Genomic DNA, 26,424 nt, shown 5'->3' with positions numbered 1-26,424 from the left:
CCACTAAAAACAGCTCTGTTGAAAACCTTAGTGATCAGTTCATGTGCCCGGCATCCGGCTGCGATGGGCACTTCGGGTTCTGGAGATCATACAATTGGAGGTCAGGCCCTCGTGAAACGGGATTCTCTCGTCCCATCGCACGGAAAATACGTGCGACTTCACTATACCCGACAAGACATGAGCCGTAAAACAGGGACTTCCGACAAGTGATTCCACGAAAAAAGCGCAAAAAGCGGGCAGATAATGATGTGGGGGGGTTCTTATTTGTGAGCGGTAGGTATCCCCACGGGTCGTAACGCGCTTGAATACCGGGTGTTCCGGCTCCTGATCATGCCGTACCCCTTGAGACCTGCGCCCGGATGCGAAACTGGAGAATTGAAACGAGGATGCTGATGATGGCAAAAGATGATACATGCCAAAACTCCGGGGAAGCCCTATGAAATTTTTTGTTTTTCTCCGGGAGCCGTTTTTACACATTAAAAGAACAGGATACAGCTTGAACCAATAAAATGAAAAGGAGAGGTATGATTAATTAAATTTCATTCCGCTTCGTTGCATGGTGACGGCTCCTGCGCACAAACAGTCGTATTACGGCGTACAGGATCAGCAGCACAAGGATCCCCACCCCAATCAGGGTCACAAATCCCCAGTCCATATTCTTTTCAAGTGTGATGGTAAGGGGGGTTGTGGTATTCCCAAGAGGAACATTCTGCTGGACCGACAGGGGACGGTACCCGTCATCGGTCACAGTGATATTGTAAGGTGTATCGTACGTGAGCTGCGTGTCCAGCTGACCGTGCGAATCGGTAGTTCCTGCCACAACCCCGTTAAGGAGAACGGTTGCACCAGCAAGGTTCTTCTGGTCGGTATCCTGGACAAAGAGCGTCTGGCTTACCGTAGCAAGCGATAATACCATCTGGAATTCGCTGGAATCATTGGAGAGGGTGACCTGCTGGCTTGCCGGTGTATACCCGGTCTTTTTCACCACGAATATATAATTGCCGGGAACAAGGTTCTGGAGCGTGGCACGGCCGTATGGATTTGTAGTTCCCTGGACAGTATCGTTAACATAGACGTCTGCACCGTTGATTGACTGGTTCTTTTGATCATACACAAAGACAAAGGCGCTGACTGGTACCGGGCTCAGCAGAACCGCATCGACTGCTTCGTTCGTGCTGATGGTTGTTACCTGGGTTACCATCTGGTAACCGGTCTTTTGCACTTCAATGGTAATGGGCGTATCACGGCTTATCGGGGCGATCAGAATCCCCCGTGAATCGGTCTTTCCCAGGAGTACAGAATTGACACTGATGCTTGCATCGGCCACCGCTGCCAGACTGTTCTTATCCTTGACGACAAAGGAGTACTGGTTACCGGACAGGAGCCAGTACTGGACATTCTGATCCTTATTGGACACGTCAATCGTTTCGCTGCGGGGCTGGTAGTTCGATGCCGTGATATTGAGAGTATAATAGGTATAAGCAGTTACTCCAAAGGATGCTGCACCCGATGCATCCGAAGTCTTGACTTGGGTGGAATTGGCAGACGTTAAATACAGGTTTGCCCCGGACACAGACTGGAGCGAATTTGAGTCATAGAGAGCCACGTTCAGGTTCAGGGTTCTCCGGTTCAGGGAGACTAAAAGCAACGTGGTATTCCCGCTCACGGTACTGGCCCAGTCATCGTAGCCATCCATTGAGATACGGAGATTGAGATCTCCCTGGCCGGAATTGAGCAGGAACTGGCCGGCATTATTGGTCATGCCGACATTGGCCCCGCTCAGGTATACCGTTGCATGAGGAACGGTCGTGTTGTCAAGATTGTCCTGCACCGTAATCAGCAGGTTCGTTGCCTGTGCTGCGCTACAGAACGCGATAAGACACAGCAGCACAAAAAGGAAACGAATACGATGTTTATACATAGTAAAATATCCCCCTCTGCTCGTATTTTATCCCATCGGTTCAGATATCCATTTCATTTTTAGAGTTCCGAAAGCGAGGGCACCCGGTCAAGGAGCATCCCTTCCACGATCACCGGCATGAGATGCCGTCCCTCTTCAAGGGCCTTCTGGAGACGCCAGTCCCGGTCTGCATAGATAGTAAAGAGCGGCTCCCCGGCCTTGATGAGTTTTCCTTTCTTTGCATGGAGCAGGATACCGGCCCCGGGGTCATGGGGCGCCCCGGCCATACGCGCAAGCGTGATCAGGGACTGGTTGTTCATTTCGATGACATATCCTGATGCAGGGGAATTGACGACGAACTGGTGTTCGCCGGGCTTGATATCATCCGATTTTACTTTCGGGTCACCGCCTTGGATCTCGATAATCTGCCGGAATTTCTCCAGGGCTTTTCCTTTGGAGAGAATTTCCTGTGCCATGAGAGCACCGGTTCCCCGTGCCGCTTTGCCGGACATCTCAAGGGCGATACCGGCAATCGAGATACTTTTCTGGATTAACGAATTTGGCTCGGTAGCACCCTCCAGAACGCGGAGTGCTTCGCTGACCTCAAGGTCAGGGCCGATACTGTGCCCGACCGGGATATCCCCATAGGTCAGAGCACACTCGACTTTCATGCCGAGACGCTCACCGAGTTCGATGAACTCCCGGGCAAGTTTCCTGCCGTCCTGCATGGTCGGCACCTTGGTGTGGTTGCCCACCGGGATATCGATGACCACAATGTTTGCGCCGACTGCAAACTTCTTTGCCATGACGCTCGCGAGCATCTGGCCCCGGGCATCGATCTTGAACGGGTATTCCTGGAGGATGATACGGTCGTCCGCCGGGGCGATGTTAGTAGCGCCGCCCCAGACGATCACGCCACCTACCTTTTCGGTCATCTCCTGTACTTCGCGTGCGGAGAACTCGACATGTGCGAGCACTTCCATGAGATCAGCGGTTCCCCCTGCCCCGGTGATGGCACGGGAACTGGTCTTGGGGATCTTGAGGCCGCTTGCGGCAATGATAGGAACTACTAGCAGAGAGATCTTGTTGCCCGGGACGCCCCCGATGGAGTGTTTGTCGACAATGGGGCGTGACGCGAATTTTATCTGTTCGCCGGTCTCGACCATGGCACGGGTGAGATGTTCCACCTCATCCATGTCAAGGGGGTTGATATACGATGCGGTGATAAACGCGGTCAGTTCTGCTGCGGAGATATCATCATTGACCACATCCTTGATGATCGTCAGGGTCTCGTCTTTCGAGAGCCGGCCCCCGTCCATCTTCTTCTTGATAAAATCGAGCGACGCCGGCCGGTTGGCCTCCCGTATTTCAGCCACCTCACCATCGGCAAGGTTCAGCCGCTCGTTGGTGATCCGGTAAACTCCGGCGGCACCCTGTCCTGCAAGGGTGGTGGTTGTCGCCACAACTGCGGTGACTGCCACGCCATTTTTTGGGTTGATAATCTGCACCCGGTCGCCATCCATCACACCAATACTCCATGCATCGAGACGGTTGAGCAAAACGCCGCGTCTTGTTGCAATATCGAGGATTTTTACGGTAAGTTTCATACAGACTCGCCACGCATCAGGAGGTCTCCCGTTCCCGAAAGAGACAGATCCTCTTTACTGAAACATATGACGGTTCATCATAAAAAATCGTTCCGGGATCGATTCCGGAGAGATGAGAAATTCTCTTTTACGCTTTTTTAGGAGATTCGGCACGTGCTGCCTTTGGCCCCCGCATGCCGTTGGCTAAATCTCCCACATAGCCCCGGCATCCACCCAATACGGGATACGTGAAATACGGGAATTGCAGTCGGTTTTCTTCGGGGGAGCTCCCGGCGCCATACCCGGTTAAACCAGAGTTGACAGATTACCCCGCCACAGACATGACATCTGAATTAAGGAACCAGAGGTATAAAAAAAGAAAAATTTAGATTTTAGTTCAGTGCCTGCGCACAACAAGGAGCGCAACTGCACCGAGACCAATCAGGGCAACCAGTGCACCAAACCCGGGCTGTGTCGGGGTCTTGGTGGGCGTGGCTACGGTGGTCGGGACTGCGGTTGCGACCGTGGTTATCGGGGCTGCAGTGGTTGCTGCAACTGTCGGCGTTGCGGTCGGGGCTTGTGCCTCGAGAACGTTGAACAGTGCAGTACCGGTTGCAACCTGAAGGACGGCAGATGCCTTGACAAGGTACTCGTCGGGTTTGAACGTGGATGCGTCAACATCGAACGAGAGCTTGTTCAGGCCGCTGTCACCCTTCGTAACTTTCACGGTGCCTGATGCGCCGCTGAACTCCCCGCTCTGGCTCTTCTGAGTCGGCTGGAATGATGATGAATAGACTTCGAAGAGGACGTCGTCATCTACGGCGAGGTTGGTCGTTGCAGTGATGGTGAACTTGTCACCGACATGCCTGTCGCCAACGGGGTCGATGGTGATGACCGGTTCCTCAAGGAGGATCTGGAGCTTGGTGTAGGTATCATCGACGTTTGCACTGTTGATGGCCTCAATCAGTGCCTCTGCTGCGTCGGAGCCCTGCAGGCTGCCGGATCCGGTGAGTCTGAAGTCTGCGGAGTCAGAGATACCCAGACTGCCAGAAGTCTGGTTTACTGTAAAGACGCTAACACCGGAGGCAGTAACTGGCATGCCGGAAACCGCCGTGCCTGGAGTCACTGCCGGATAGACATCAAACTGGTTGTTCTGCATCGGGTGCTGGGCGACGATGAAGTACTGGCCAGCGTACAGGGTCTTGGTGGCCTCCTTCTTGATCTCGTACGAGAACGAAGAATCGGAGTTCACGGAGGTTGTAGTTACACCGGCATAGTTCTTACCGAGGAGCCAGATCATGACACCGGACGAGGGCTGGCCCTGCGCGGTACCGGTGATAAAGACGGAGTCACCCTTTGCAACGGTAGACTGTGATGCAGTCGCGCTGATGAACGGTTTCTTGATGATAATGGAAACCGTGCCGTACGCTGCAGTGGAGAGACTGTTCGCATCTAATGGCTGGCTGACTGCATAGACCGTGTAGGTACCTGCATCGAGGGCAACGGCTGATGTTCCCCACTTCCAGGACCAGGTGTTGTCTCCAAGAACGTCAGCTACCTGGAATGTGCTCGTAACACCGTCTGTTACGGGGGAATTCCTTGGGTCAGAGCTTGAGATCTTCGAGCCATACTGCTGCAGGTTAGGTCCGACAATGAACAGGTAGGTCTCCTGCGATTCAGTGTTTGTACCGGAGAACTTAACCTCTTCTCCAAGGTAGTAACTCTGGTCGCCGGCGGCCACAATCGTGACTGCGCCCTTCTCGACCTGCACTTGAACCTCGTCGCTCTTGAACTGTCCGCTGAAATTCTGCTCGACACGGATAGTGTACTGCTGCGCCTTGGTCATGTTGTCGGTCGTGAACATAATGGTTCTCGTACCCGAAGCGCTCAGCATGACGCCCGCATAGACAGAGGTCGCTAACGCGCCATTGGTACTTGAACCGCCCTCATTTGCATACAGGTTGAAGAGAGACCCTGCGTTCTGGAACTGGTACCCACCATAATACTGGCCGGCAGTGTTATTGACACCGGAAGCCGTGCTGAGTACTTGGGAAGCTGCTATTGCTGGATAGTTGGCAGGATCCGGAATCACGCCGACCTGGTTCGGAGCAATCAGAGGTGGCTCGTTATCATAGGCGCCCAAGGCCATGGTGCCGACGCCCTTGAGCCACAGGTTGTAGTACGTGTTGGGCCTACCGGTAATGGTGACCGAGAACGACTTGCTGCGGACGACTGAGTCCTTGTTGGCCGAGAGCGACACCGTGTTGGACGCGATGGTGACCGTTCCGGCCGCGCTGACCGTCTTACCGGTATATTGTCCGCCAGTGCTCGGCTTGTAGTTATCAAGCATGCCGTTGACACGGGACTCAACGTAGACGGTGTAGACGCCCGACGGGTACATGTACTGGATGGAACTGGCATACAATGCACCGGTGTCCCATGCGTCTAGCACGGTACCTGGGGCCTGGTTGTTAGCAGTACCTAAGTACCAGGTCGACTGGTTTACGTGTACCTGCGTCAGATTAACGACGGTACCAGCAGCGGCGCTATCTGCGACTGCACTGTAAATGTTCCCTGCATCGGACTTCAGCCGGATATCCATGTTGCCGGGTGCAGCAACCGCAGATCCAGTCGAGTTAATTTGTGAACGGAGGAGATATACCTCGTTCAGGTTGGTCTGGATGCGGAACGTAAGTGCGTCACCCTGAATAACAGAGGCGCCGGTAACAATCTGACTCGTGTTGATATCCCAGACATCTACGCTGATGGACGGGTCCTTGGCATTGATGGCAACGGAGCCGTTAGCATATCCAGTAGTTTTGTTTACAGGATAATAGAGTCCCGGGTAATTGCCGTACGTAGCCGCGTCGACACTGTACGAGTTGATATTGGCTGTTGACAGATCTACGGTATTGGCCGGCTGTGTGCTACTCGGGTCGTTACCCGCGTTCCAGTGCCCGATTATAGTATTAGGAGCTATACTGGCTGCTAGCGGGGAGAGATTCAACTGCTGTTCACCAATATACACCGTTGCACCCTGGTTAATCGTGTTGTTAACCTGGTAGTACGTTGCCGATGCCGGCAGTACGGCTACAAGGACCAACGCGACAAGTGCAATCAATGCAATTGTTAATCGCTTAGTCATTCGTTTTCCTCCAAAGTATATCATCATACATTTCAAGCCGGAGAACCGTTTCGACATTTGACGAATAACGATTCTACGAGCCCCATACTCCGTTTAGACGGAATATGAAACAGTATTTGTAAAAGAGCCAATATATCCTTTGTGGTTGTTTTTTGGGACCATTACAGGCTTGATTTTCAGTCCTTTTAATGATTCGGCCGTAATTCTCGGTTTTTACACCATCTTTGCAGCAACCTGACAGAGCCTTTTTTCCAATTTCCTGATAATGGTAAATCTATACACATCGCGCATGCTCGTACTATACTATAGCGTAGATATTGCACATTATAGTACACATGTCATCATTGAAAATCCTGCCGGCTCTGGATGTGTTTCTCAGACACCATTCATTCCTGATACCTTTCCACAGAATGTACCCAGCCGACAATCCATAGGATCGGGTGGCGATAATGCCGGTACGGGGTATTGCCCGGTTGTCCCGACCCGGCGTTCAAAGGAAAACTCCCCGTTAATCCGATCAACTTCACCGTCCTGTTCATTGCTGAGATAGTGAGGAGAAAAGCATCCTTAAAATCCCGGACGAACCCCGGCAGCTGATTCAACAAATATACTAGGTATTATTGCCCAGCATTAGGTATGAGAATTATCCGGGCACCAAGTATCGGCCATGCACACGAGCTGGTGATCAAGATGATCCTGGAGAAGGGCTGGACCCTCCGTACCGAAGATGCCGAAGCCACCGTTGAATTCGAGGAAATCGCCCTGCAGGTGGATACTCCGCTCGCAGAACCGATGGTGAGCCCGCACTCCCGGTTCCAGCAGAGGTTTGTCGAGCAGTACGCAACCGACCTGCTGCACGGTTCGACGGCCTCCTTTGAGTACGACTACCACGGCCGGCTCTTTGACTGGGGCGAGCGCCTTTCAGTTGAAGGAACTCTAGTACACGTCGACCAGATCGAATACATTGCAGAAAAACTCCGGCAGTCCCCCGTGAGCCGGCGGGCCATTGCCATCACGTGGAACCCGGTGATCGATGAAAAACTCGACGACTGCCCCTGCCTCCAGCTCGTGCAGTGCATCCTCCGCGACGGCAAACTCAGCATGCGGGTGATCTTCCGCAGTAATGACATGCTCACCGCGGCCGGTGCCAACATGTACGCCCTCGTCCAGCTCCAGAAATCCATCGCGGACCGGCTCGGCGTGCCGTGCGGGACCTATACCCACATCTCGCTTGTCCCGCACATCTATTATATCAGGGATACGCACGACATCGAACCGTTCTGCGGCAGAGGTGAATTCATCCAGCCGGTACAGGAAGTCTGCCGTGCCTGCGGGCGCTGTGACCGGTCGAAAAAAGCCTGATGCACCAGTCCCGGGCACGAATATCCATCACTTTAATTAGGCTCCAGCGGCAAAAAGTATGAGGCAACATAGCCCGGTAGTGTAGCGGTCAATCATGCGAGGCTCTGGATCTCGCGACAGCAGTTCGAATCTGCTCCGGGCTACTCTTTTCGTATGTACCTTTTTGAGAGGTTCACGAGGTTTTGTATCAGGCTTACCGCGTGTGATCCTTTCGGGCGTCCCGTTCAGATATGCGAGAACAGATGGAATGGGGAGAATGGGAAGTTGCAGGGCACACGACCCAATCAAGGTCCCCTTCATGGGCACACGACCCACCAGTTTTCCGGCCACACCCATCGTCCCAGAAATTTCAGACCCTGTAAAAGGTTGTACCGACAATTTTGCGGCTGCAAAACTTTCACACCAGAAATTTTTGGGTTTTAAAAATTTCAATTCAAATATTTCCCCGGCCAAAAACTTTCGGGCCACAAAAAATGCGGTCACAAAAATTTCAGTCCCGAAAAGGTACCGGCCTGCAAGACCCCCATAGCTCCCGGATCCCGGGGTTTCGCAACAGAACCGGCGGCACCCGGTTCAACGCAAGGCCGCACCCAAAAAAATCCGGTTGTCCAGACTTTTCCATAAAAAAGAAGGCACCGTTACGATGCAATAAGTGCGGACAGGATGCACCCGATAAAGATCGCGCCAAACGTCCCCGCACCGCCAATACTGACCTGCGGCACTTCGAGATCTCCCACATGGGGAAGATGTGCGATGTCAGCGCCAAGCAGGGTACCGAGAGTCCCGCTGACAAACGCGATAACGCCGGCAGAAAGCCCAAAGCCCCCGGAAAGCAGGATACCACAGAGAAGCGCCGTCAGGCCGGGAACAAAGAGAGGCGCACGTATCCCCACACCGACCATCGCCCGGGTCGTCACATAGGCCATCGCAGCAACGATCAGGGTAGCGGCAAGCACCTGGAAGTATAACGTGTTCCCGCTCATCACTGCCGACGCACGGTACAGGAGATAGCAGGCCATCGCAAGGGGAATGATCGCCCCGCCCAGATTGACCGCGATGGTCGTCTCCCAGAGCCCCCCCTCTTCATTCGGGGTAAACGCATCGGGGGTTTCGTTGTGGGGCATCCGGATCGTTTCCCGCCGGATCTTCCAGACCGGAATATTCACAAGGCTGCACAGCAGGATCAGGATGACAAGGGCGGTCGCCGTGAGCCACGAAAGCCCGACAAGACTGGTGAACGCTTTGCCAACAAAGCCAAGGAACAACAGCGGTACGACAATGACAAGAAGCCCGATGATGACGATAAGTGCGAGAATGGTCAGGGGACCTGCAGAATAAACACGGATATCGTTCGGCATGATAATTTCCCGGGATGTTGGCTTTATTTAGTGCAGAGTATTGCAGCGTGATCCTGGTGGTACGGCGCCAGCCAGGTACTCTCAGTTACTGTGAGTCCTGCGGACATGAGGATATCGAGCGTGTCCCGGAATACTTCAGCCGGTTCTTTCCTGATATCCACGCTCCGGGTCTTGAGCATGAGGATAAGGTACCCTCCGTCTTTGAGGAACACGCAGTTCTTGAGGGCGATTGCCGCCTGGTCCGGCTGGGCCACGTCCTGGTAGAGGAGATCCACCGTTTCCACAAGCGGCGCGTACTGCTCCGGGCAGGAGGCATCCGCCAGAATCGGCATCACGTTTTTGCGCCGTCGTGCGACTTCGAGCAGGTCCTGCATCGGGCGCGGGGCAAACTCCACCGCATACACAACTTCAACGTAATCGGCAACGTGGGAAACCGTCGTCCCGTTTGCCGCCCCGAGATAGAGGACTTTCATATCCGGGGGGAGTTCAATACCGGTTCCCACGAGATACAGGGCGGCAAGCTTGCTCCGGTACGGGTCCCAGACACGGTACCCGTCAAGCATCCTCTCGCCATAGACCCCCCCCTCGCCTTTCGAGACCAGCACGTCGCCGACACGGATCATTGTTGTTTGTCACCCTCCCCTTCCACCGTTCCCGCCCGGTCGATGCGAGCCTGTGCATCGTCAAGGAATGCAGGTACCGCGCAACCCCGGTAATAATCGAGCCGTGCCGCAATCGCCAGTTTCCCGGCAAGCACCCGGGCGACTTTTCCCCGCACTTCGCGGGGAGCGTTGTGCACCCGCCGGTGCTGGAAGATGATCCCGTGCTTGGGTGAGGGAGCATGGGTCCGGATGTGCGCAAAGAGTGCAGTCCGGGCGCCGAGCACCTGGATCCCGCTTGCGGGAAGACGGGAGAGTTCCTTTAAGCCCCCTGCGTGGGAGAGGAGCCGGGCGGCAACGAGCCCACCGATGAGCGCACTCGTATTGGGCATCACGTCGCACGCCCGGGCCGAGACCTCCTTTGCAAGCGCGGTCCGGGCATCGGCAAGGCTCGTGATCTCTGTCGCAACTTTCCCGAGCGCTCCCCCGCCTCCGCCGCGCTCCCGGTTCAGCTCGCTGATCGATTTGACCAGCACGTGCGCCGGCGTCCTGCGGTATTTGCGGGAAAACGAGGGATGACGGATCTGGTACCAGTCCGCGACCCTTTCTGAGAGGACGTTTGTGACCGTATCCATCTCATCGAGCGTCCTGACCATCTGGAGCAGTTCCACATCCTTTGCCGCGTACTGCTCCCGGACGGCCTGTTCCGATCCTGCGATACAGACTTTCTGGAGGAGCGCAAGGTATTCCGCACGGTCGCGGCAGACCCCGCAGGCGACGGCCTGCTGCCAGTCCAGAGGCACAAAGGCGTCCATGCTGGTACGGATCTCCCGAACGCGGCGGGCACATGCGGCTGCATCACCGGTAAACGGCGTGCACTGCCCGGCCTCCACATCGCCAAACCAGCAGGACTGCATGATACAAACTAAGGGACGCCCGGCTAAAAAAACAATGGCTCACGGGAACAGGGGGGAGGGGGCCGCTCGCCACATCACCCGTATCAAACCCACGCAATGCCAAACGAGTACAGGATCACCGGGATCATGATCGCGCCCATGCAGTAGACCCGGGATACATTCACAATATGCGGCACGAGCCCGAGGATCGTGGCAAGGACAAGGATGAAAATCCCAAACGGCCCGGTGAGGACGATGCAAAGACCCACCACAAAGAGGATCACCGCCCGGTTGAGCATCCGGCCGTTGATCCCGGTGAACCAACCTGCGGAGCGGGAGAGTCCCACCGTTAGGACATACGCAAGGCAGGCCGCAAGGACGCCGATGATCATCAGTTCGCTCATGGACGGCAGGGGCAGTTCCGCGAGCGCGACCATCACACCGTTCCGCATCCGTGAGAGAGCAAAGAGCGCGGCAAGCCCGATGAACGCATTTGCCGTATTTGCCGCACTCGTGGCAAGGATGTAGGCCCGACGGTCCTTCTCGTACCCGATCACCGACGCCAGTGCGCCGTTCGCGGTTGCCGTTGAGAGCCCGGGCAGCCAGCCAACCGCAATCCCGGCAAGCGTGCCAAGGACTGAACACTTTACCACGGTCCCGTTCTCCACCCGCAGGCCCCGGAACTGCTGCACCGGCAGCTCACCCTGCGACGCGACCAGCAGGACTGATATCCCGAAGAGACCGGTAAGGAGAGGCATAAGAACTGCGCTTGTTCCCCCGAGCGTATGCCAGCTTAAAAATTCGTACCGCATGGCAAACACCCCCAGAAGGCCGGAGACCGCAAAGATCGAGAGCGCCCAGCCGGGCGATTCACTCATCACGATCATGTACCCGATGACCGCGACGATCAGGATCCCGATGCCCCAGTCAAAGTACGGCTGGAGTGCGGGAAGGAAAAGAAAACAGAGCACCGAAAGCGGAACGGCGATGATGATAGCGCAGGCGCTCCCGAGCGCTGCGATTCTGACCGCTTCCTCGCCATTCCCTTCAAGACACATGGCATGTGCCGGGAGGACAGAAAGAGAAGTATCCGCATCGGGAACCCCCAGAAACGTGGACGGGACAGACTCGACAAACGTATGCGTGATCAGGGCGGCAAACATCGCACCTGCAAGGGCAAGCGGCCCGAGCACGGCGAGGAGGACTGCCTGCGCACCAAGCAGGATCCCAGCAAGCGTGTTCGCGTGCACGCCGGGGATAAGACCGCTGATGGTGCCGAGGAGGACTCCCAGCAGTGTCCCGATCACGATCTCGATCATAGCAGAAGGTACAGGAGGATGGACATAAATCAACCGAAATGCATACCATCTTATCATACAGGGATGATGAATCCTCAAATGAAGATCGCAGTCACCCGTCTTGCAGGAAAGGAGGTAAGGGACGCAGCCCGGTGCGCAGCATTCGGGCACGCGTGCTACAGCGTCCACCCGCTCCGGTCCGAAATCCAGACGGAAGTTGTCTCTGCATTTGCGGAGGCCGTGGAACGCGGGGAGTTCGACTGCATCTTTTTCACGAGCGCACTTCCGGCAAAAATCCTTGCCCCGCACCTCAAAAAGACCCCCCGGGTCATCGCAATCGGCCCCGAGACGGCACGGGAGCTGGAGCGCTGTGGGATTGCCTGTGAGACCCTGCCCGGGTTCTACTCGCGCGACTTCGTCCCGTTCCTGGGTGACTGGATCAAAGGGAAAAAAATCGGTCTCCCCCGCGCCGATGTCCCGAACGCCCCTCTCATCGATGCGATTGCGCACGCCGGTGGGATCCCACGGGAGTTCCGCTGCTACCGGCTCGTGCCCACGAACGAGCCGCTCGACCTTGACAAGGCCGAGGCCATCCTCTTTACGAGCGCGATGTCGTATAAGAAGGCGATATGGACCCCGCGCCCGGACCTGCTGGTGATGGCCATCGGGGATATGACGGCTGAAGCGATGATGTGCGGGGGAACGCTGCCCGCAATTGTCGGGGACGGCTCTCTTGAGGGGACTCTTGCCACCTTAAACGAATACCGGGGAAAGATACGGATAATACGATGACGACACCACAGGAAACCCTGGAGCCGGGACAACCAGACATTACACCGCTCTGGCATGGCGCGGGCATTATCGTGATCGACAAGCCCCGGGGGCCCTCGAGCCACCAGGTGGCCGCGTGGGTGGGAAAGCTACTCGGCTGCCAGGTCGGCCATGCGGGCACGCTCGACCCGCAGGTATCGGGTATTCTCCTTGTCATGCTCGGAAACGCCGTGCGTCTCGCGCCGCTGCTCTTAAAACACGACAAGGAGTATGTCTGCCTGATGCGGCTGCACAAGGATGTGGAGCGGCAGCGCATCGATGAAGTCGCAAAGGAATTTACCGGCCGGATCTACCAGCGCCCGCCCCGGAGGAGCGCGGTCAAACGCCTGCTGCGCATCCGCACCATCCAGCAGCTTGACATACTGGGTGTCGAGGGAAAACTGGTGCTCATGAAGGTCAGGTGCGATGCAGGGACCTACATCCGCTCGCTCTGCCACCACATGGGCCTTGCGCTCGGCGTCGGGGCGCACATGCAGGAACTGCGCCGGACCCGGTCGGGCGTCTTTGATGAGCGCACCATGCACACGCTCCACGATCTGCAGGACGCCTGCTGCGCTGCGGCGGTCGGGAACCGGGCCGCACTGGATGCCATGATAGTCTCGGTCGATGCGGCGGTTCCCGATCTCCCCTCCGTCGTTGTGCGCGATACCGCCGCCGACGCACTCTGCCACGGTGCGGCACTGGCGGGCGTAGGGGTGCTCCGCTGCGACGAGTTCAGGAAGGATCAGATCGTTGCTGTCCTCACAGAAAAAACGGAGTTTGTCGGCCTCGGGAAGGCGCTTGCGGCATCCACGACCTGGAAACCCGGAAAGACCGGGCTGTTTGTTGCCATGACCACAGTTTTCCTTGCCCCGGGCACCTATCCGAGAGGCTGGAAGAAAGCAGTTAAGCCGGAAAAACCAGCAAAGTCCTGACCCCATGAAGGGATAGCATTAAAAAAATACCCGGCAAATATATGGGATACACTTTTTGCTGAGGTAGTCTAGCGGTAGGGCGCAGGCCTGGAAAGCCTGTGGTGCGAAAGTGCCTCGGGGGTTCAATTCCCCCCCTCAGCGTATCGCTGTTTTCTAATAAATTTGTGCCCGTGTTGGGGTTTTTTGCAGATCCGTGCAGGACGATCAGGTCCGGGCGGCACGCAATCCTTCCCGTGCAAATGCAACGTACTCCGGGACGACCTCGAAACCCAGAAAATGCCGGCCTTCCTGCTGCGCGACAACCGCGACCGTGCCCGAGCCAAGGAACGGGTCAAAGACCAGATCGCCGGGGTTGCTCGAATACCGGATAATCTTCTGTACCAGTTCCTGCGGGAGCTTTGTCGGGGTCTTCTTCTTTCCTTTCCAGTACTCGCGGTTGATCATCCAGACATCCTCAGGATAGTGGTCGAGTTTGTTGAAAGTGTATTTCTTTTTGTTTTTCACGACAAAGAGGATGTGGTAATGGCTGGTGACGTACTTATTCTTCGTGAATACCCCGAACTGGTACTTCCAGATGAGGTGGTTGATGGTGCAGAGGCCGGCCGCATCAATGCCTTCAAGGATATCGCGGAGCCGGTTCCAGCCGGAAAAAACGTACATGCTTCCCGTAGGCGAAAGCACCCGGGCGGCCTGCGCGATCCACCGGCGCGTAAACTCGCCATATTCCTCTGCCGGGATCTCCTGGTAGCCCTCGATCACGTTGCTGCCGGTCCGGTTGTAATTGAGCCTCTGGGCCGTAAAATCGATGGCAAACGGCGGGTCGGTCACGATGAGATCAACTGCACCTTCGGGAAGATTCTCCATGAGCGCGAGCGCATCCCCTTCGTACAGGGTATCCGGTTCAAATGCGCCAAGCGATCCCATCAGCGCGTCCTGCTGAACGCCCGGCCCATCTCAAAGGCTTTTGCGTTAATCTCAACGGTCTTTTTGGGGACGAGTTTTTTGACCGCGGCAAGCAGGGACGCTGCCTTTAAGGGGATCGACCATGAGGCCGCACCAAGGATCACGACATTCTGGGACAGACTGCTGCCCGCTTCAATGGCAATCTTATCGGCGTCGATCAGGCAGGGGTTGAACCGGGCAAGCTGCGCGACGATCTCGTCTTCGGTCGGTACCGGGCTCTTTTGCGTAAAGACCGAGGTGGGAAGTACCATGTGCCGGTTGACCACCATTGTCCCGCCGGATTTGAGGAAGTGGGAATACCGGAGCGCTTCGAGGAGGTCAAAGGAGATCAGAAGATCGGCCGTGCCGGGCACGATCAGCGGGCCGTACTGCCCGTCGATCCTGATGTGGGTCTCCACCGACCCGCCGCGCTGTGCCATCCCGTGGGTCTCGGCACCTTTCACGTGCCGGCCCTCAAGAAGGCAGGCCTCACCAAGGATGTTGGAGGCGAGGATCGTTCCCTGCCCGCCGATCCCGACGATCAGGATATCGAAACTTTTCGTCATTTCTTTGCCTCCCGGGAGATCGCCCCGACAGGACAGAGCCGGGCGCAGACCGCACACCCGCTGCACAACTCGTTGATCCGGGCCTTCTCATCAGCGAACTCGATCGCAGGACAACCGAACCGCACGCAGATGCCGCACCCGGTGCAGATCTCCGGGTTCACCGCATAGCGGCCCCGCTTTACTCCCGCGCGGCGGGCCACGATCACGCACATCTGCTTTGCGATGATCACCTTGACACCCTTCCTTGCCTTTGCCGCTTCAAGAACACGGACCATTCCGGTCGTATCGTAGGGATCTACCGTCTCGACAAAGGTCACCCCGCAGGCGCGGCAGATCGCATCGAGGGATACCGGGGGAGATTCAACACCTGTTGCCGTTACCCCGGTATTCGGATTGGGCTGGTGGCCGGTCATCGCGGTGATCCGGTTGTCGAGGATGACCACGGTCATGTTCGCGCCGTTGTAAACCGCATTCATGAGCCCCTGTATGCCGGTGTGCAGGAATGTGGAATCGCCAATCGTACTGACCACGTCCCGGGGCTCACCGGAATGGGCAATCCCACTCCCGACCGTGATCGAGGCACCCATACAGATGGTGGTATCAACGGCCCGCAGCTGGAGCCCGAGCGTGTAGCACCCGATGTCGCTCGGGTAGATCGCGGACTCCTTAAACACCTTTTTTATCGCATAGAACGCGGCGCGGTGGTGGCAGCCGGCGCAGAGGATGGGCGGGCGCAGCGGGAGGTTCTGCACGGGCTCCATGGCGGCAAACGGGTTCTCCGGCAGGAATCCGGCCTTTACCATGATGGCAGCGACGACCGCAGGTGAAAGTTCGCCCTCGTACGGCGCGTACCCGTTGATCTTCCCGAAGACCGGCACGCACCCGGCGACCTGCCGGACGGCCTCCTCAACCACCGGTGCGAGTTCCTCGATCACGAGGATCTTCTCGTGCTTTCTGGCGAACTCCCCGAGCCATTCTTCATCTATTGGGTACGCCCCGATCTTCATGAACGAGACATCAGGAGGCAGGAGTTCCTGCACGTAGGAGGCACCGATCCCGCTCGCGATAATGGCAGTCTTTCCCTTGATCGTGGAATGGTTGAGCCCCCGTTCCACGAGACGTTTTTTGAGGGCAGGCTGCTTCTCGTTGAGTTTTTTGTGCAGGAGCCGGGTGTGGGCCGGGATCACCACGTACTGCCGGGGGTCCTTGTGGAACTCTCCTTTCCGCGTGCTGGGGACGACAGCCCCCAGTTCCACGTCACCTTTCGAGTGGCAGATCCGGGTGGTGGGGCGGAACAGCACCGGCAGCCTGAATTCCTCGGAAATTTCAAACGCGGTGCGGATCATGTCGTGCGCTTCCTGCACGCCCGCGGGATCGAGGCAGGGGAGCCGGGCGAAATGGGCGTAGCACCGGGTGTCCTGCTCATTCTGTGAACTATGAGCGAACGGGTCGTCCGCGCTCATGATGACAAGGCCGCCGGTCACGCCGGTATAGGCGCTTGTCATGAGCGGGTCGGCAGCGACGTTGAGGCCGACATGTTTCATGGTGCAGATCGCCCGGATCCCGCACCATGCCGCGGCAAGGGCATTTTCAAGCGCGACCTTCTCGTTCACCGACCATTCCACATAGTATGCGGGGTCTTTCTGTACGCGGAGGACATCGATAACTTCCGACGAAGGTGTGCCGGGGTATCCGCTGGCAAAATCGATACCTGATTCGAGGCACGCGTGGGCGATGGCTTCATTTCCGAGGAGATAGTGGCGTTGCATAATCCCAGTCCGAACGATAGTTATGTTATTTTTTAACTCAAGAACCCTATAGCATTATCCTGTCCACCCGACCATTCACAACCTATAAAAACTCTGGTGGGAGAAGTAATAAGGTAAATTTCAGGCAAGCCTTTTGGGCCCGTAGCATAGCTCGGTGGTGCGCCCGGCTGATAACCGGGAGGTCATGCGTTCGAATCGCATCGGGCCCACTCCCCACGTTTTGATATAGTTTTTAAGCCTAAAGGAGTGCATGGAGAAAATTCATAAGATTCTTCTTACGGCAGGCGCCCTTATCTGCATACTCCTCTTCTGGATCGATACCTATCTCGGCGCGACGGGAGTGATCGTCCTTATTGCTCTTGCCATGTCGGTCTTCATCATGGAAGATTCCAGAGTTCTTCCCGAGCTCACGGTGAGGCTGGGTGATGATGCAAAAAAGATCGTGGTTGAGAACTCGGGAAATGCACCGGCATACCGGATCCATGTCGCCCTCGTTCCTCTCGACATTGAATTCGATCTTCCCGAACTTGCGGCTGACGCCCGGTACGAGTATCCCCTCACCCGCATGATAGATGAGGCAAAAGCCGCGGTCACCTTCGACGATGCAAAAGGAGGGAAGACCAGCCGCACGTTTACCCTGTCAGCGCTGGGAAAGGGCGATGACGATCCCTTGAAACCGATGTTCCCGCTGTTCAAGTGGAAGTAAAAAAGGGGCGCCGGTCAGGCTTTACTGGGCGCGGCAAAGACATACCCCATTACTTTTTCAAGCGCTGCGATAAGTTCTGTTTCCGATTTCATGTAATCGTGCATTGCCTGGTACAGCATGAACATGATGTCATACCCGTACTGATCTATCGCAGACTTCGGGTCGATGGGATTGAGATACGAATCGGTGATAAACCCGTCGGAGCTGTACATCAGTTCGTAGAATTTTCCCTTTTCAGAGAGAACGCAGAACTGGTCGGTGATCTTTTTTGAAGGGTCATCGGGGCGGAACGCGGCGGGATCGGTCTTACCGAGGACGATCATCTTCTCCGTGTAATAATTGGCATCGTAGATCTCATTTTTCGTATCCTGCTTACCTATCTTGAGCATGTTGAGGCCAACGGATTTGACCACCGGTTTTACCATGGCGGCCATGCGCTCCAGCAGTTGACCGTCATGGGCCTTTACCTGTTCGGATAGTTTGGCATCCGTCTTTTTCATATCCTCGATCTTCTGCATGATCTTTTCAAAACCGGCCTCGATCTCATCCATTTTAGTATCACCATACTCCGCCTTCCGGCGCAAAACAAGAATAGTTATTGTTCCGGCTATAAAATCACTCGTCTTTAAATGACCGCCATTTCTTAAGCGGGACTCATCCAACAAGATCGCCCATAAAAAAATACTTCCGGTCTTTTTTGAGAATGACTTCTGCGGCAGCCCCGATCGGGAGATCTGTTCCAATGACAACACCCTGGTAGGTGGCAGTCCGGGCCATGACCGATCCCGGGCGGAGTTTCTCTGTTACAACACAGGAAACCGTGGTTCCAAGGAGCGGGCGGTTGACAGCGGAGTACTGTTCTTCCGCGTATGCATTCAGGAGCCGGGACCGGTCTTTTTTTACCGAATCCGGAAAGTCATTTTCCGCAAACGGGCCGGTGAACGGGCGGTGTGAATACCGTGTGACATTGACCTTTGCAGGTTTTGTCCGCCCGACAAGTGCAAGGGACCGGGAAAAATCATCTTCTGTCTCCCCGGGAAAACCGACAATGAAATCCGTGGCGATGCTGATGCCGGGATACCGCCTGCGGAACGCGGAAACGATCTCAAGAAACTCCTTTACCGTATATCCCCGGCCCATCCGTTCGAGGATACAGTCGGACCCAGACTGGACCGGCAGGTGCACAAACCTGAAGATCCGGTCGCTGGCATATACATCCACAAGATCGTCAAGGACAGGGAGAACGGTCGCCGGGTTCATCATCCCGATGCGGATGCGGTAATTTCCCTTAAGATCACTGAGGGATGAGAGAAGGGTGGGGAGGTCTGTTCCCGTGTCTCTCCCATAGGCACTGACATCTTGGGCCGTCAGCTGGATCTCGTATGCACCTGCACCGATAAACGACCGGATTTTTTCTCTGATCTCATGTTTGGGAAAACTTGCAAGCGGCCCCCGTGCCCTGCGCGTGATGCAGTACGTGCAACGTCCGAGACAGCCCTGCGCGATCTGGACGATTCCGATACCTCCGGGAGCAACCGTTCTTACGCGAAGGTACGCCTTGCGTATAGCATCCGGGGGAATAATGAGCGGGGAACAGACCGAGAGGATCGCTTCGCGCTGGACAAGCGGCATGCAACCGGTGACAAAGAGTGGCTTTTCCTGAAGTGCAAAAAGACGACGGAGCATCCGGCGTTCGGTCGACCCGACCACCGTGCAGGTGTTAACAATGACCGCGTCCGCATCATCGGGAGATGCGACACGGGTGCTCCCGTAGTGTTTAAGCACCTCCACAAGGTTTGCCGTGTCCCCGAAGTTGTAACTGCACCCGTATGTCTCGATATAGACCCGCTTTTGTGCGAGCGCGGCAAATACGTCCTTTGTGTCCCGGGATGGATATCCTGATCGGTTCTCTTCCATGTGTCTATTCTCATCGTTTGGAGACAGAGCAGTTAAAGGTCATTTTTCTGCATCACCCCTGCTCTTCGCGTGCCGGCGCTTCCTTTTAGGATAACCATTAATCCATGATGCCCATAACCTGTTTACCATGTTACGTATCGGGCTGCTGGGCTGCGGCAATATCGGGCATATCATTGCGCAGCACGCAGAGGGGTTTGTGATCTCAGCAGTCTTCGATAAAGTCCCCGAACGGGCCGCAGAGATCGCCGGTATCTGCCACGGGAAGGCATACGGGGATTTTGCAGCGTTTCTCGACGCCGATACCGATCTCGTTGTCGAGGCGGCATCGGTCAGTGCGGCGCGGGCGCATGCCAGAGAGGTCCTCCTGAACAAAAAAAACCTCGTGATCATGAGCGTAGGTGCGCTCACCGACCCGGTGTTCAAGGACGATCTCGTGGCAACCGCACGAAAAACCGGCACGAAGATCTATATCCCGAGCGGGGCAATCTTCGGGCTGGATAACCTGAAGATCGGGCAGATCTCACCGATCACAAAACTGCTCCTGAAGACCACCAAAAGCCCGCAGTCTCTGGGCCTTACCGCAACCACCCGGCAGCGGATCTTCTCCGGCAAAGCGCACGATTGCATCAAGTCCTATCCCAAGAACGTGAACGTCTCGGTCGCCATGGGACTTGCCGCCGGCCAGGATGCCGATGTGGAACTCTGGGCAGACCCTGCGGTAGACAAAAACATCCACGAACTCTTTATCGAGGGCAGTTTCGGTGAGACATACATTAAGGTCACCAACGTTCCCAGTCCCGACAACCCGGCGACAAGTTACCTCGCGGCACTCTCCATCCTATCCCTGTTGAAAAATCTCGACAGCCCGCTCGTCATCGGGACGTGATGATGCACAGGGATGCTGCTATGGTATCGCTGGAATACCTGTTAAAATTCATAGAGGAGGATGCACCGTCCGGGGATGTCACTTCAGATGCGATCATACCGGATGTCACCTGCCGCGCAGTGATCCGGGCCGAACAGGAGGGCGTCGCCGCCGGTCTTCTGGAGGCGGCGGCCCTTTTTTCCCATTTCGGGGTGGACGTGCAGCAGGAATCCCGCGACGGTGAGGTTGTAAAGACCGGGGTCGTCCTCCTCTCGCTTTCGGGAGATGCAAAGAAGGTCCTGCTTGTGGAACGCACCGCGCTCAACATCATCGGCAGGATGAGCGGGATTGCCACGCAGACACAAAAGATGGTGGACCTCGTGCAGACTGAAAACCCCCGCTGCCGGGTGGCAGGGACGCGCAAAACCTGCCCGGGCCTGCGGGCGCTTGATAAAAAAGCCGTGGCTCTCGGGGGCGGCGATCCCCACCGGTCGAGCCTGAGCGATGGCGTGCTCATCAAGGACAACCACCTGGTCCTTGTGCCGGTCAAAGAAGCGGTCCGGCGGGCAAAGGCGGCAAGTACCTACCGGAAGATCGAAATCGAGGTGGAGAACGCTGATGATGCACTTCTGGCTGCACAGGCCGGCGCAGATATCCTGCTGTTCGATAATATGACACCGGACAGTGTCCGGACAACGATCCGTGAACTTGAACAGGCAGATCTCCGCGATAAGGTCACTATCGAACTTTCGGGAGGGATTACCGCAGAGACGATCCGTGAGTACGCGCGGACCGGGGCTGATGTGATCAGTCTTGGCGCACTCACCCACACGGTCCGGAATTTCTCGGTAACGCTGGAGATCCTGAAGTAGTTTCTTTTTGAAAATCGGATCATTCCGATATGATGAGGAAATTGTTCCCTTCCACCCCCATGAACGATGAACGCCGCCGCCCCCGTCAGAAAGCCCCTGAGGCGGATTAGGGACAATACAATAATAAAAAAAACGTTCTTGCCCCACCGGGCCTCTCAAGAGGCCCTGAGGCGGGGAACCCGCAGCACCCATTTAAACGATTTTCATAATTCCTGTGTAACCAGATCGATTTATGGTTGTTTTTTTTTAGACGATTGCGAGTCCGGGACCAGGTGAGCCGGCATCTCCAAAATCCATACGAGAATTAATTATCCCCCATGGCTTAGGGTTGGCCTGAGGGGATCCGGATGGATACCACAGGAACATCCGCCACGGCAACACTTCACGAAAAACCACCGGCACCGGAAGAACTGGCTGCACGTGAAGAAAACCGCAGGCGACGGGTGCAGGAATATATCCGTTTGCTCAAAAGCGAGCGTCTTCACTTTCGCTGGCATGCGGCGGAGGCCCTTGGAGATGAAGGCGATCCTGCAGCCGTTGAGCCGCTTATTGCAGCGTTAAAAGACCCTTATATGGATGTCGCGTGGCTTGCCGCAAAATCGCTGGGGAAGATTGGCGATCCACGGGCGGTCGAACCCCTGCTTGCTGCCCTTACATCCAATGAAAAGTGGCTCCGTACAGGCGCCGCGTGGGGGCTCGGGAAACTCCGGGAGAACCGGGCGGTCGGGCCATTGATCCTGCTCTTAAACGATCCAAAAAGGGGTGTCAGGAAAACTGCCGCATGGGCACTGGGTGAAATAGGTGATGATCGTGCGGTGCCGGCACTGACCGGCGCACTGGAGGGTCCTGATGACGGTGTACGCACTGCTGCACAGGAGGCACTTGACACCATCGCAAGGACAAAAGTAAAAGCCGCTCCGGGTGCTGCTGTATTGTAAATGATTTGTACGCAGGACTTTTTGTCCCGCCCCGGAAATTATTGAATTTCCCTGATATCCTCCGCTGAACTGATGAGGATCTCTTTTTTACCCTGGTATGTCTGGACGGTCCCGTACAAGGAGAGGGTCGTCCCTTTCGCAAAGGAGCGATCACCGGCAACGGTTGCGGGTACAAAAACCGTGACGTTATCTATGGTGAGCAGCACGTGCCCGCCATTTTTGAGAACGGTCGCCTGATCGATGATGCCCGATATGTGGACAAGCGTTCCGTCGGCAGACTGATCAGTATATGCGGATGCAAATGGCTCTTTCCCGATCTGCACGAGCATGATGTGGGCGGCAATGACCGCAATAGCTACCGCGATCAACAGCAGGATCGCGACCCGCTCCTGGTGCCCGAACATAGGTGATGGTTGAAAGCGGGGATATAAATTACCGACAGGTTGATATGTTAACACTGTTAACATAACGATCATGTATCAGCAAACCTTACCTCCATCCTCACGGACGGTTCTGGAGATACTGGGCACCGGTGGTGCTATGACCCACAAGGACCTCGTCAAGAAAAGCCGGCTTGCACCGCGAACTGTGCGGTACGCGTTGAAAAAACTCAAAGAGCGCCACCTCATCATCGAGAAGTTCAACTTCCGGGATGCACGGCAGATCATCTATCAGAACAGACCAGTTACCATCCCCGAATCCCAGCCGGCACTCGTATGACCAAGCATACCTGCACGCTCATGCACTGCGACAGCATGGTAAGAAACCTCCTCCCGCCCATGAGAGCAGAGATGGTCTCCCGGCTTGTCAACAAAGAGGGCCTCAGCCAGAGCGATACAGCAAAGAAACTGGGCGTTACCCGCGCCGCGGTATCCCAGTACATGAGTAAGAAGCGGGGTTACGGGGCAATTGAACTGTCATCTGAACTCGATGCGATGATCGATCGCTGGGCACTTGCAGTAGTCACCGGAGAGAGCGATATTAATCTCTGTGACGTATGCCAGTGCGCACTCAAAAAATTCTGAAATTTCCTCAGAAATTCATATGAAACGCCAGTTCTGATTGTTATTCCTGTTTTTGAAGGATTTTGCCCGAAAGGACTCTGTGCCGTCGGTCCGGAAAATACCCGTCCCTTACCGGATATGCCGCCGGTAATACAGGACAAGGAGCAGGCCGATGACCGCGATGACACACGCGATTTTCAGGTAATCGGTTGATGGCTGTGGCGAGCGCACTGCCGGACTCCAGTCGGCGTCAAACACCGTCCGGAAATACCGCGCTACCTCCGGCTGTTCTATGATGACACCGGCTTCCCGGTTGAAACCGGGGGAGTTCGTGTTCCAGTTGATGCTGCTCACCAGCACCGCACGGTCATCGATAACCACGCCTTTGTTATGGATCTTTTCAAAGCCGCTTACCTTAAGATCGGCACAGCGCGCTTCAAGCGGCAGGTGTTCGGTGGCGGCAATATGGTTGATCAGCGCAACCATTTCATCGTTGTCAGCCTCATCTTCCGTATTATACCAGTAGGAATCAAGGAGCACCCTTACATGCACCCCGCGCCGCGAGGCATTGATCGCTGTCGCAAGGTAGGAATTTAATCCGGTCTTTGACTCGTTTGTGATATACGCCTGCTCAATCCCGATACTTTCCTGTGCGGACTCGAGCAGGCCGCTTATCGCGCTGCTGGTATCCGGGGCGATGACAGGTGTCACCCGTGCGCCCGTAAAGGTGGCAGGGGCAAATGGCGCTGGATAGGGGACTACAGTGTATACCTCGGCCGGCCCTTCACTACCATACACGGGAACAATCGCCGGGCCTCCGGTATCGGTCTGGTAAATATCCCGGAAATATACCGCAATATTGGGATCCTCCAGATAAACACCCCAGCCCCGGTTCCCGGTCTCCCCTGGTGGGGGAAACCCGCTGTGCCCGAAATTTTCACTGGTCACAAGGACGGCACGGTCATCGATGACAACATATTTTGCATGATCGTACCGGTACGGCGCATGCCCGCTTTCAGATGTCGCCATCTCAAAGACAGGGATCCCGCTCTGGTTCAACCGCCAGATTGCCGCTTTTTCTTCAGGACTGATCCCCCCGACCGGTCCACCCTCAAGAAGGACTTCTACATCCACCCCGCGTTTTTCTGCATCGATGAGGGCACCGGTGATATTGACGCTTGAGAGTTCGTAGACGTTCACCAGCACCTGCTGCTGCGCTGACGAAACCGCACCGGAAAATACCTCAAGGGAACTGTCAGGGGAGACAAAGGCGGTAACTGTCACATTCTCAAAGGTCTCCTTATCAAGCCGCGACTGCCCGAGCATAAGCGGGCGGAGGTCCCAGACACCGTTTTCGAGAAAATGTACCTGGCCTTCCCGGGGTTTGACATCCCCGGGCCAGGTAATCTTCTGCACGAGACGGCTGTTCTCATAGACCATCAGTTCATCCCGGGTATTAGCCAGCCTCATCGTCGTACCGGAGACAACATCCGGTACCTGCGATGAATAATTCTGCCATTCAAAATCCGGGAGCCTCCCGTGGGTCTTTTCAAACGCGGGGGCACTCCGTGCAACCGTCAGGGTACCGTTGATGACCGTTCCGGAAGGAAACCGGAAACCGCCGTGGTTATCGGAGATGGCGATGGCATCAAGAGACCCGGTACCGGACACGACAACGTACTCATCCATGTCATCGGCCTGATAGGGGTCCGGACAGAACTCAATGATCTGCACCGCACCACACGATATCACGCAAGTGCAGAAAAACAGGAGGACAAGGGAGAGACGACGCATAAAAACCCGGTATCTTCTCTTTTTATAATCAGGGAATATAACCCTTGGGAGATGACAGCGCAGGCGCGGCATGGATCTCCCAATCATAAATCGCCCGTCACCATAGTGAAACTGGGCGGCAGCCTTTCTCCCCGCATCGCTGAGATCGTCCCGGTCCTGCGATCCACTCATCGTCCCCTGCTAATCGTCCCGGGAGGGGGAACTTTTGCCGATGAGGTCCGGCAGTCAGAGGCCGGCACTAATGCTGACGCCGCCCATTGGATGGCCTGCGCCGCTATGGACCAGTACGGGTGGATGCTTTCCGCGCAGGGTATAGGAATAACCACGAAGATCGCACGTCCCCGGGATACATGCGTCCTCCTCCCCTACTGTGCCCTGCGCAGGTATGATCCCCTCCCCCATTCATGGGATGTTACATCCGATACCATCGCCGCATGGGTCGCCGGCAGGCTCGGTGGCGATCTGCTGGTACTCAAATCCGTAGATGGTATCGAAGCCGCCGGGAAACTCATGGCCCGCATAGAAAGCCCCGTGGCAACCGATGTCGTCGATCCCTGTTTTATTCCTTATGTACTCGAACACCGGATCAGGACGTTTATCCTCAACGGTACCGACCCGGTGCGGATCTGCCGCTGGCTTCGTGGGGAGCAGGTTCGCGGTACCGGCATTGGTACAACCTTTTAAAAGTACTAAAAGAGATACTATAGGAATCCTTAAAGGAGCGATATCATGTCAGATAAAAAGTGTACGTCCTGCAGCGCTCCGCTTGCAGAAGAGGGCTCAACAGTCTTTGCGTGCCCCGCGTGCGGTGTCGAGATCACCCGGTGCTACCGGTGCAGGGAGCAGAGTATTCCCTACGTCTGCCCGAAGTGTGGATTCGGGGGACCGTGAGGCATGGGCAAAGTTGCCGTAATTGTCAGGGTCATGCCGGAATCACCGGAAGTTGACCTCGAAAAACTCAAAAGCGCGCTCAAACAGAAACTGCCCGGTATCCAGGATATCCAGGAAGAGCCGATCGGATTCGGACTCAAGGCGCTCAAACTTGCCGCTATCGTCAACGACGCCGGTGGCGAGACGGATGCAATTGAGGGACAACTGAACACAATCCCCGGCGTCGAGCGGGCAGAAATTGTTGAAGTAACGCTCACATAGAATAGGGATC

General features: G+C 55.9%; 26 protein-coding genes and 3 tRNA genes. 15 read left to right on the top strand and 14 right to left on the bottom strand.

Translation table 11 applies throughout. The annotated features are described in order from the left end of the window. Positions 1 to 532: 532 nt before the first annotated feature. From QZN75_RS05495 to QZN75_RS05485, 3 genes are all read right to left on the bottom strand, one after another. Positions 533 to 1,891 carry a carboxypeptidase regulatory-like domain-containing protein gene (locus tag QZN75_RS05495; protein ID WP_292425802.1) on the bottom strand — a complete coding sequence of 453 codons (1,359 nt, stop codon included), beginning with the start codon at positions 1,889 to 1,891 and terminating at the stop codon, positions 533 to 535. Positions 1,892 to 1,980: 89 nt separating this feature from the next. Beyond that, positions 1,981 to 3,507 (bottom strand): AMP phosphorylase, encoded by a 1,527-nt coding sequence (locus QZN75_RS05490; protein WP_292425799.1) that lies wholly within the window; start codon positions 3,505 to 3,507, stop codon positions 1,981 to 1,983. Positions 3,508 to 3,883: 376 nt separating this feature from the next. After that, positions 3,884 to 6,631, bottom strand: coding sequence for an MEMAR_RS02690 family S-layer glycoprotein (locus QZN75_RS05485; RefSeq protein WP_292425795.1), 2,748 nt, complete (start codon positions 6,629 to 6,631; stop codon positions 3,884 to 3,886). Between the two features lie 636 nt (positions 6,632 to 7,267). Here QZN75_RS05485 and QZN75_RS05480 point away from each other — a divergent pair. Both QZN75_RS05480 and QZN75_RS05475 read left to right on the top strand, forming a co-directional pair. Continuing rightward, positions 7,268 to 7,993 carry a thymidylate synthase gene (locus QZN75_RS05480; RefSeq protein WP_292425793.1) on the top strand — a complete coding sequence of 242 codons (726 nt, stop codon included), beginning with the start codon at positions 7,268 to 7,270 and terminating at the stop codon, positions 7,991 to 7,993. A gap of 70 nt (positions 7,994 to 8,063) precedes the next feature. Further along, positions 8,064 to 8,136, top strand: a tRNA-Gln gene (locus QZN75_RS05475). Positions 8,137 to 8,631: 495 nt separating this feature from the next. Here the strand turns inward: QZN75_RS05475 and QZN75_RS05470 are convergent. From QZN75_RS05470 to QZN75_RS05455, 4 genes are all read right to left on the bottom strand, one after another. Continuing rightward, positions 8,632 to 9,351, bottom strand: coding sequence for a DUF1614 domain-containing protein (locus QZN75_RS05470; protein ID WP_292425790.1), 720 nt, complete (start codon positions 9,349 to 9,351; stop codon positions 8,632 to 8,634). A 23-nt stretch (positions 9,352 to 9,374) separates the two neighbouring features. After that, positions 9,375 to 9,974 carry a fibrillarin-like rRNA/tRNA 2'-O-methyltransferase gene (locus tag QZN75_RS05465; protein ID WP_292425787.1) on the bottom strand — a complete coding sequence of 200 codons (600 nt, stop codon included), beginning with the start codon at positions 9,972 to 9,974 and terminating at the stop codon, positions 9,375 to 9,377. Then, complete coding sequence (locus QZN75_RS05460; protein WP_292425783.1) at positions 9,971 to 10,867, bottom strand: NOP5/NOP56 family protein; 897 nt, start codon at positions 10,865 to 10,867, stop codon at positions 9,971 to 9,973. Before QZN75_RS05460 ends, QZN75_RS05465 begins: the two co-directional genes overlap by 4 nt. Before the next feature lie 83 nt (positions 10,868 to 10,950). Beyond that, a complete protein-coding gene (locus QZN75_RS05455) occupies positions 10,951 to 12,165 on the bottom strand; it encodes a tripartite tricarboxylate transporter permease (protein ID WP_292425781.1) in 1,215 nt (404 codons plus the stop codon). 78 nt (positions 12,166 to 12,243) lie between these two features. Between QZN75_RS05455 and QZN75_RS05450 the strand changes: the two genes are divergently transcribed. The 3 genes from QZN75_RS05450 to QZN75_RS05440 all read left to right on the top strand — a co-directional run bounded on the left by QZN75_RS05450 (position 12,244) and on the right by QZN75_RS05440 (position 14,030). Next, positions 12,244 to 12,936 carry a uroporphyrinogen-III synthase gene (locus QZN75_RS05450; protein WP_292425778.1) on the top strand — a complete coding sequence of 231 codons (693 nt, stop codon included), beginning with the start codon at positions 12,244 to 12,246 and terminating at the stop codon, positions 12,934 to 12,936. Further along, positions 12,933 to 13,889 carry an RNA-guided pseudouridylation complex pseudouridine synthase subunit Cbf5 gene (locus tag QZN75_RS05445; protein ID WP_292425776.1) on the top strand — a complete coding sequence of 319 codons (957 nt, stop codon included), beginning with the start codon at positions 12,933 to 12,935 and terminating at the stop codon, positions 13,887 to 13,889. The genes QZN75_RS05450 and QZN75_RS05445 overlap by 4 nt, the downstream gene beginning before the upstream one ends. Before the next feature lie 57 nt (positions 13,890 to 13,946). Continuing rightward, a tRNA-Ser gene (locus QZN75_RS05440) sits at positions 13,947 to 14,030 on the top strand. 63 nt (positions 14,031 to 14,093) lie between these two features. Here QZN75_RS05440 and QZN75_RS05435 read toward each other — a convergent pair. From QZN75_RS05435 to iorA, 3 genes are read right to left on the bottom strand one after another with little or no spacing between them, the layout of a single operon-like run. Continuing rightward, positions 14,094 to 14,813, bottom strand: a complete 720-nt coding sequence (locus QZN75_RS05435) for a site-specific DNA-methyltransferase (RefSeq protein ID WP_292425773.1) — start codon at positions 14,811 to 14,813, stop codon at positions 14,094 to 14,096. After that, positions 14,813 to 15,397, bottom strand: a complete 585-nt coding sequence (locus QZN75_RS05430) for an indolepyruvate oxidoreductase subunit beta (RefSeq protein ID WP_292425770.1) — start codon at positions 15,395 to 15,397, stop codon at positions 14,813 to 14,815. Before QZN75_RS05430 ends, QZN75_RS05435 begins: the two co-directional genes overlap by 1 nt. Next, positions 15,394 to 17,166, bottom strand: a complete 1,773-nt coding sequence (iorA, locus tag QZN75_RS05425) for an indolepyruvate ferredoxin oxidoreductase subunit alpha (protein WP_292425767.1) — start codon at positions 17,164 to 17,166, stop codon at positions 15,394 to 15,396. The genes QZN75_RS05430 and iorA overlap by 4 nt, the downstream gene beginning before the upstream one ends. Before the next feature lie 135 nt (positions 17,167 to 17,301). On the opposite strand from iorA, the gene QZN75_RS05420 reads away from it, so the two are divergent. Further along, positions 17,302 to 17,375, top strand: a tRNA-Ile gene (locus tag QZN75_RS05420). A gap of 41 nt (positions 17,376 to 17,416) precedes the next feature. Further along, positions 17,417 to 17,872, top strand: a complete 456-nt coding sequence (locus QZN75_RS05415) for a hypothetical protein (protein WP_292425764.1) — start codon at positions 17,417 to 17,419, stop codon at positions 17,870 to 17,872. Between the two features lie 14 nt (positions 17,873 to 17,886). On the opposite strand, the gene QZN75_RS05410 is transcribed toward QZN75_RS05415, so the two are convergent. Both QZN75_RS05410 and QZN75_RS05405 read right to left on the bottom strand, forming a co-directional pair. Next, entirely contained in the window at positions 17,887 to 18,423 is a 537-nt protein-coding gene (locus tag QZN75_RS05410) for a hypothetical protein (RefSeq protein WP_292425761.1), read from the bottom strand. A 103-nt stretch (positions 18,424 to 18,526) separates the two neighbouring features. Further along, complete coding sequence (locus QZN75_RS05405; protein WP_292425758.1) at positions 18,527 to 19,789, bottom strand: MiaB/RimO family radical SAM methylthiotransferase; 1,263 nt, start codon at positions 19,787 to 19,789, stop codon at positions 18,527 to 18,529. 127 nt (positions 19,790 to 19,916) lie between these two features. On the opposite strand from QZN75_RS05405, the gene nadX reads away from it, so the two are divergent. From nadX to QZN75_RS05390, 3 genes are all read left to right on the top strand, one after another. Beyond that, entirely contained in the window at positions 19,917 to 20,675 is a 759-nt protein-coding gene (gene nadX / locus QZN75_RS05400; protein ID WP_292425754.1) for an aspartate dehydrogenase, read from the top strand. A gap of 20 nt (positions 20,676 to 20,695) precedes the next feature. Beyond that, on the top strand, positions 20,696 to 21,526 hold the full coding sequence (nadC, locus tag QZN75_RS05395; protein WP_292425752.1) for a carboxylating nicotinate-nucleotide diphosphorylase: 831 nt from the start codon (positions 20,696 to 20,698) through the stop codon (positions 21,524 to 21,526). A gap of 347 nt (positions 21,527 to 21,873) precedes the next feature. Further along, entirely contained in the window at positions 21,874 to 22,464 is a 591-nt protein-coding gene (locus tag QZN75_RS05390; protein ID WP_292425749.1) for a HEAT repeat domain-containing protein, read from the top strand. A gap of 38 nt (positions 22,465 to 22,502) precedes the next feature. Here the strand turns inward: QZN75_RS05390 and QZN75_RS05385 are convergent, their stop codons facing one another. After that, the gene (locus QZN75_RS05385) at positions 22,503 to 22,868 is read right to left on the bottom strand and encodes a hypothetical protein (protein ID WP_292425747.1); all 366 of its coding nucleotides are present in this window, start codon (positions 22,866 to 22,868) and stop codon (positions 22,503 to 22,505) included. A 70-nt stretch (positions 22,869 to 22,938) separates the two neighbouring features. Here QZN75_RS05385 and QZN75_RS05380 point away from each other — a divergent pair, with 70 nt between their 5' ends. Continuing rightward, on the top strand, positions 22,939 to 23,184 hold the full coding sequence (locus QZN75_RS05380) for a helix-turn-helix domain-containing protein (protein WP_292425744.1): 246 nt from the start codon (positions 22,939 to 22,941) through the stop codon (positions 23,182 to 23,184). Further along, the gene (locus QZN75_RS05375) at positions 23,181 to 23,489 is read left to right on the top strand and encodes a transcriptional regulator (RefSeq protein ID WP_292425742.1); all 309 of its coding nucleotides are present in this window, start codon (positions 23,181 to 23,183) and stop codon (positions 23,487 to 23,489) included. The genes QZN75_RS05380 and QZN75_RS05375 overlap by 4 nt, the downstream gene beginning before the upstream one ends. Before the next feature lie 108 nt (positions 23,490 to 23,597). On the opposite strand, the gene QZN75_RS05370 is transcribed toward QZN75_RS05375, so the two are convergent. Then, entirely contained in the window at positions 23,598 to 25,202 is a 1,605-nt protein-coding gene (locus QZN75_RS05370; protein WP_292425740.1) for a phospholipase D-like domain-containing protein, read from the bottom strand. 111 nt (positions 25,203 to 25,313) lie between these two features. Here QZN75_RS05370 and QZN75_RS05365 point away from each other — a divergent pair, with 111 nt between their 5' ends. From QZN75_RS05365 to QZN75_RS05355, 3 genes are read left to right on the top strand one after another with little or no spacing between them, the layout of a single operon-like run. After that, positions 25,314 to 25,946, top strand: coding sequence for a uridylate kinase (locus tag QZN75_RS05365; protein ID WP_292425737.1), 633 nt, complete (start codon positions 25,314 to 25,316; stop codon positions 25,944 to 25,946). 45 nt (positions 25,947 to 25,991) lie between these two features. Next, complete coding sequence (locus QZN75_RS05360) at positions 25,992 to 26,153, top strand: zinc finger domain-containing protein (RefSeq protein WP_292425735.1); 162 nt, start codon at positions 25,992 to 25,994, stop codon at positions 26,151 to 26,153. 3 nt (positions 26,154 to 26,156) lie between these two features. Then, positions 26,157 to 26,414 (top strand): elongation factor 1-beta, encoded by a 258-nt coding sequence (locus tag QZN75_RS05355; protein ID WP_292425733.1) that lies wholly within the window; start codon positions 26,157 to 26,159, stop codon positions 26,412 to 26,414. Positions 26,415 to 26,424: the final 10 nt, after the last annotated feature.

The sequence above is a fragment of the Methanoregula sp. genome, assembly GCF_003170075.1.
GTDB lineage: Archaea > Halobacteriota > Methanomicrobia > Methanomicrobiales > Methanospirillaceae > Methanoregula.
The sequence above is the reverse complement of the archived record's forward strand: the minus strand, read 5'-3'. Positions and strand labels throughout refer to the sequence as shown.

Bases quoted from the DNA above. Each gene is read 5' to 3' on its own strand.
- QZN75_RS05450 (WP_292425778.1), top strand. From the start codon at position 12,244: ATGAAGATCGCAGTCACCCGTCTTGCAGGAAAGGAGGTAAGGGACGCA.
- QZN75_RS05430 (WP_292425770.1), bottom strand. From the start codon at position 15,397: ATGACGAAAAGTTTCGATATCCTGATCGTCGGGATCGGCGGGCAGGGA.
- QZN75_RS05435 (WP_292425773.1), bottom strand. From the start codon at position 14,813: ATGGGATCGCTTGGCGCATTTGAACCGGATACCCTGTACGAAGGGGAT.
- nadC (WP_292425752.1), top strand. From the start codon at position 20,696: ATGGTATCGCTGGAATACCTGTTAAAATTCATAGAGGAGGATGCACCG.
- QZN75_RS05415 (WP_292425764.1), top strand. From the start codon at position 17,417: ATGGAGAAAATTCATAAGATTCTTCTTACGGCAGGCGCCCTTATCTGC.
- QZN75_RS05365 (WP_292425737.1), top strand. From the start codon at position 25,314: ATGACAGCGCAGGCGCGGCATGGATCTCCCAATCATAAATCGCCCGTC.
- QZN75_RS05375 (WP_292425742.1), top strand. From the start codon at position 23,181: ATGACCAAGCATACCTGCACGCTCATGCACTGCGACAGCATGGTAAGA.
- QZN75_RS05385 (WP_292425747.1), bottom strand. From the start codon at position 22,868: ATGTTCGGGCACCAGGAGCGGGTCGCGATCCTGCTGTTGATCGCGGTA.
- nadX (WP_292425754.1), top strand. From the start codon at position 19,917: ATGTTACGTATCGGGCTGCTGGGCTGCGGCAATATCGGGCATATCATT.
- QZN75_RS05380 (WP_292425744.1), top strand. From the start codon at position 22,939: ATGTATCAGCAAACCTTACCTCCATCCTCACGGACGGTTCTGGAGATA.
- QZN75_RS05355 (WP_292425733.1), top strand. From the start codon at position 26,157: ATGGGCAAAGTTGCCGTAATTGTCAGGGTCATGCCGGAATCACCGGAA.
- QZN75_RS05490 (WP_292425799.1), bottom strand. From the start codon at position 3,507: ATGAAACTTACCGTAAAAATCCTCGATATTGCAACAAGACGCGGCGTT.
- QZN75_RS05445 (WP_292425776.1), top strand. From the start codon at position 12,933: ATGACGACACCACAGGAAACCCTGGAGCCGGGACAACCAGACATTACA.
- QZN75_RS05460 (WP_292425783.1), bottom strand. From the start codon at position 10,867: ATGCAGTCCTGCTGGTTTGGCGATGTGGAGGCCGGGCAGTGCACGCCG.
- QZN75_RS05480 (WP_292425793.1), top strand. From the start codon at position 7,268: ATGAGAATTATCCGGGCACCAAGTATCGGCCATGCACACGAGCTGGTG.
- QZN75_RS05455 (WP_292425781.1), bottom strand. From the start codon at position 12,165: ATGATCGAGATCGTGATCGGGACACTGCTGGGAGTCCTCCTCGGCACC.
- QZN75_RS05360 (WP_292425735.1), top strand. From the start codon at position 25,992: ATGTCAGATAAAAAGTGTACGTCCTGCAGCGCTCCGCTTGCAGAAGAG.
- iorA (WP_292425767.1), bottom strand. From the start codon at position 17,166: ATGCAACGCCACTATCTCCTCGGAAATGAAGCCATCGCCCACGCGTGC.
- QZN75_RS05405 (WP_292425758.1), bottom strand. From the start codon at position 19,789: ATGGAAGAGAACCGATCAGGATATCCATCCCGGGACACAAAGGACGTA.
- QZN75_RS05470 (WP_292425790.1), bottom strand. From the start codon at position 9,351: ATGCCGAACGATATCCGTGTTTATTCTGCAGGTCCCCTGACCATTCTC.
- QZN75_RS05390 (WP_292425749.1), top strand. From the start codon at position 21,874: ATGGATACCACAGGAACATCCGCCACGGCAACACTTCACGAAAAACCA.
- QZN75_RS05410 (WP_292425761.1), bottom strand. From the start codon at position 18,423: ATGGATGAGATCGAGGCCGGTTTTGAAAAGATCATGCAGAAGATCGAG.
- QZN75_RS05465 (WP_292425787.1), bottom strand. From the start codon at position 9,974: ATGATCCGTGTCGGCGACGTGCTGGTCTCGAAAGGCGAGGGGGGGGTC.
- QZN75_RS05485 (WP_292425795.1), bottom strand. From the start codon at position 6,631: ATGACTAAGCGATTAACAATTGCATTGATTGCACTTGTCGCGTTGGTC.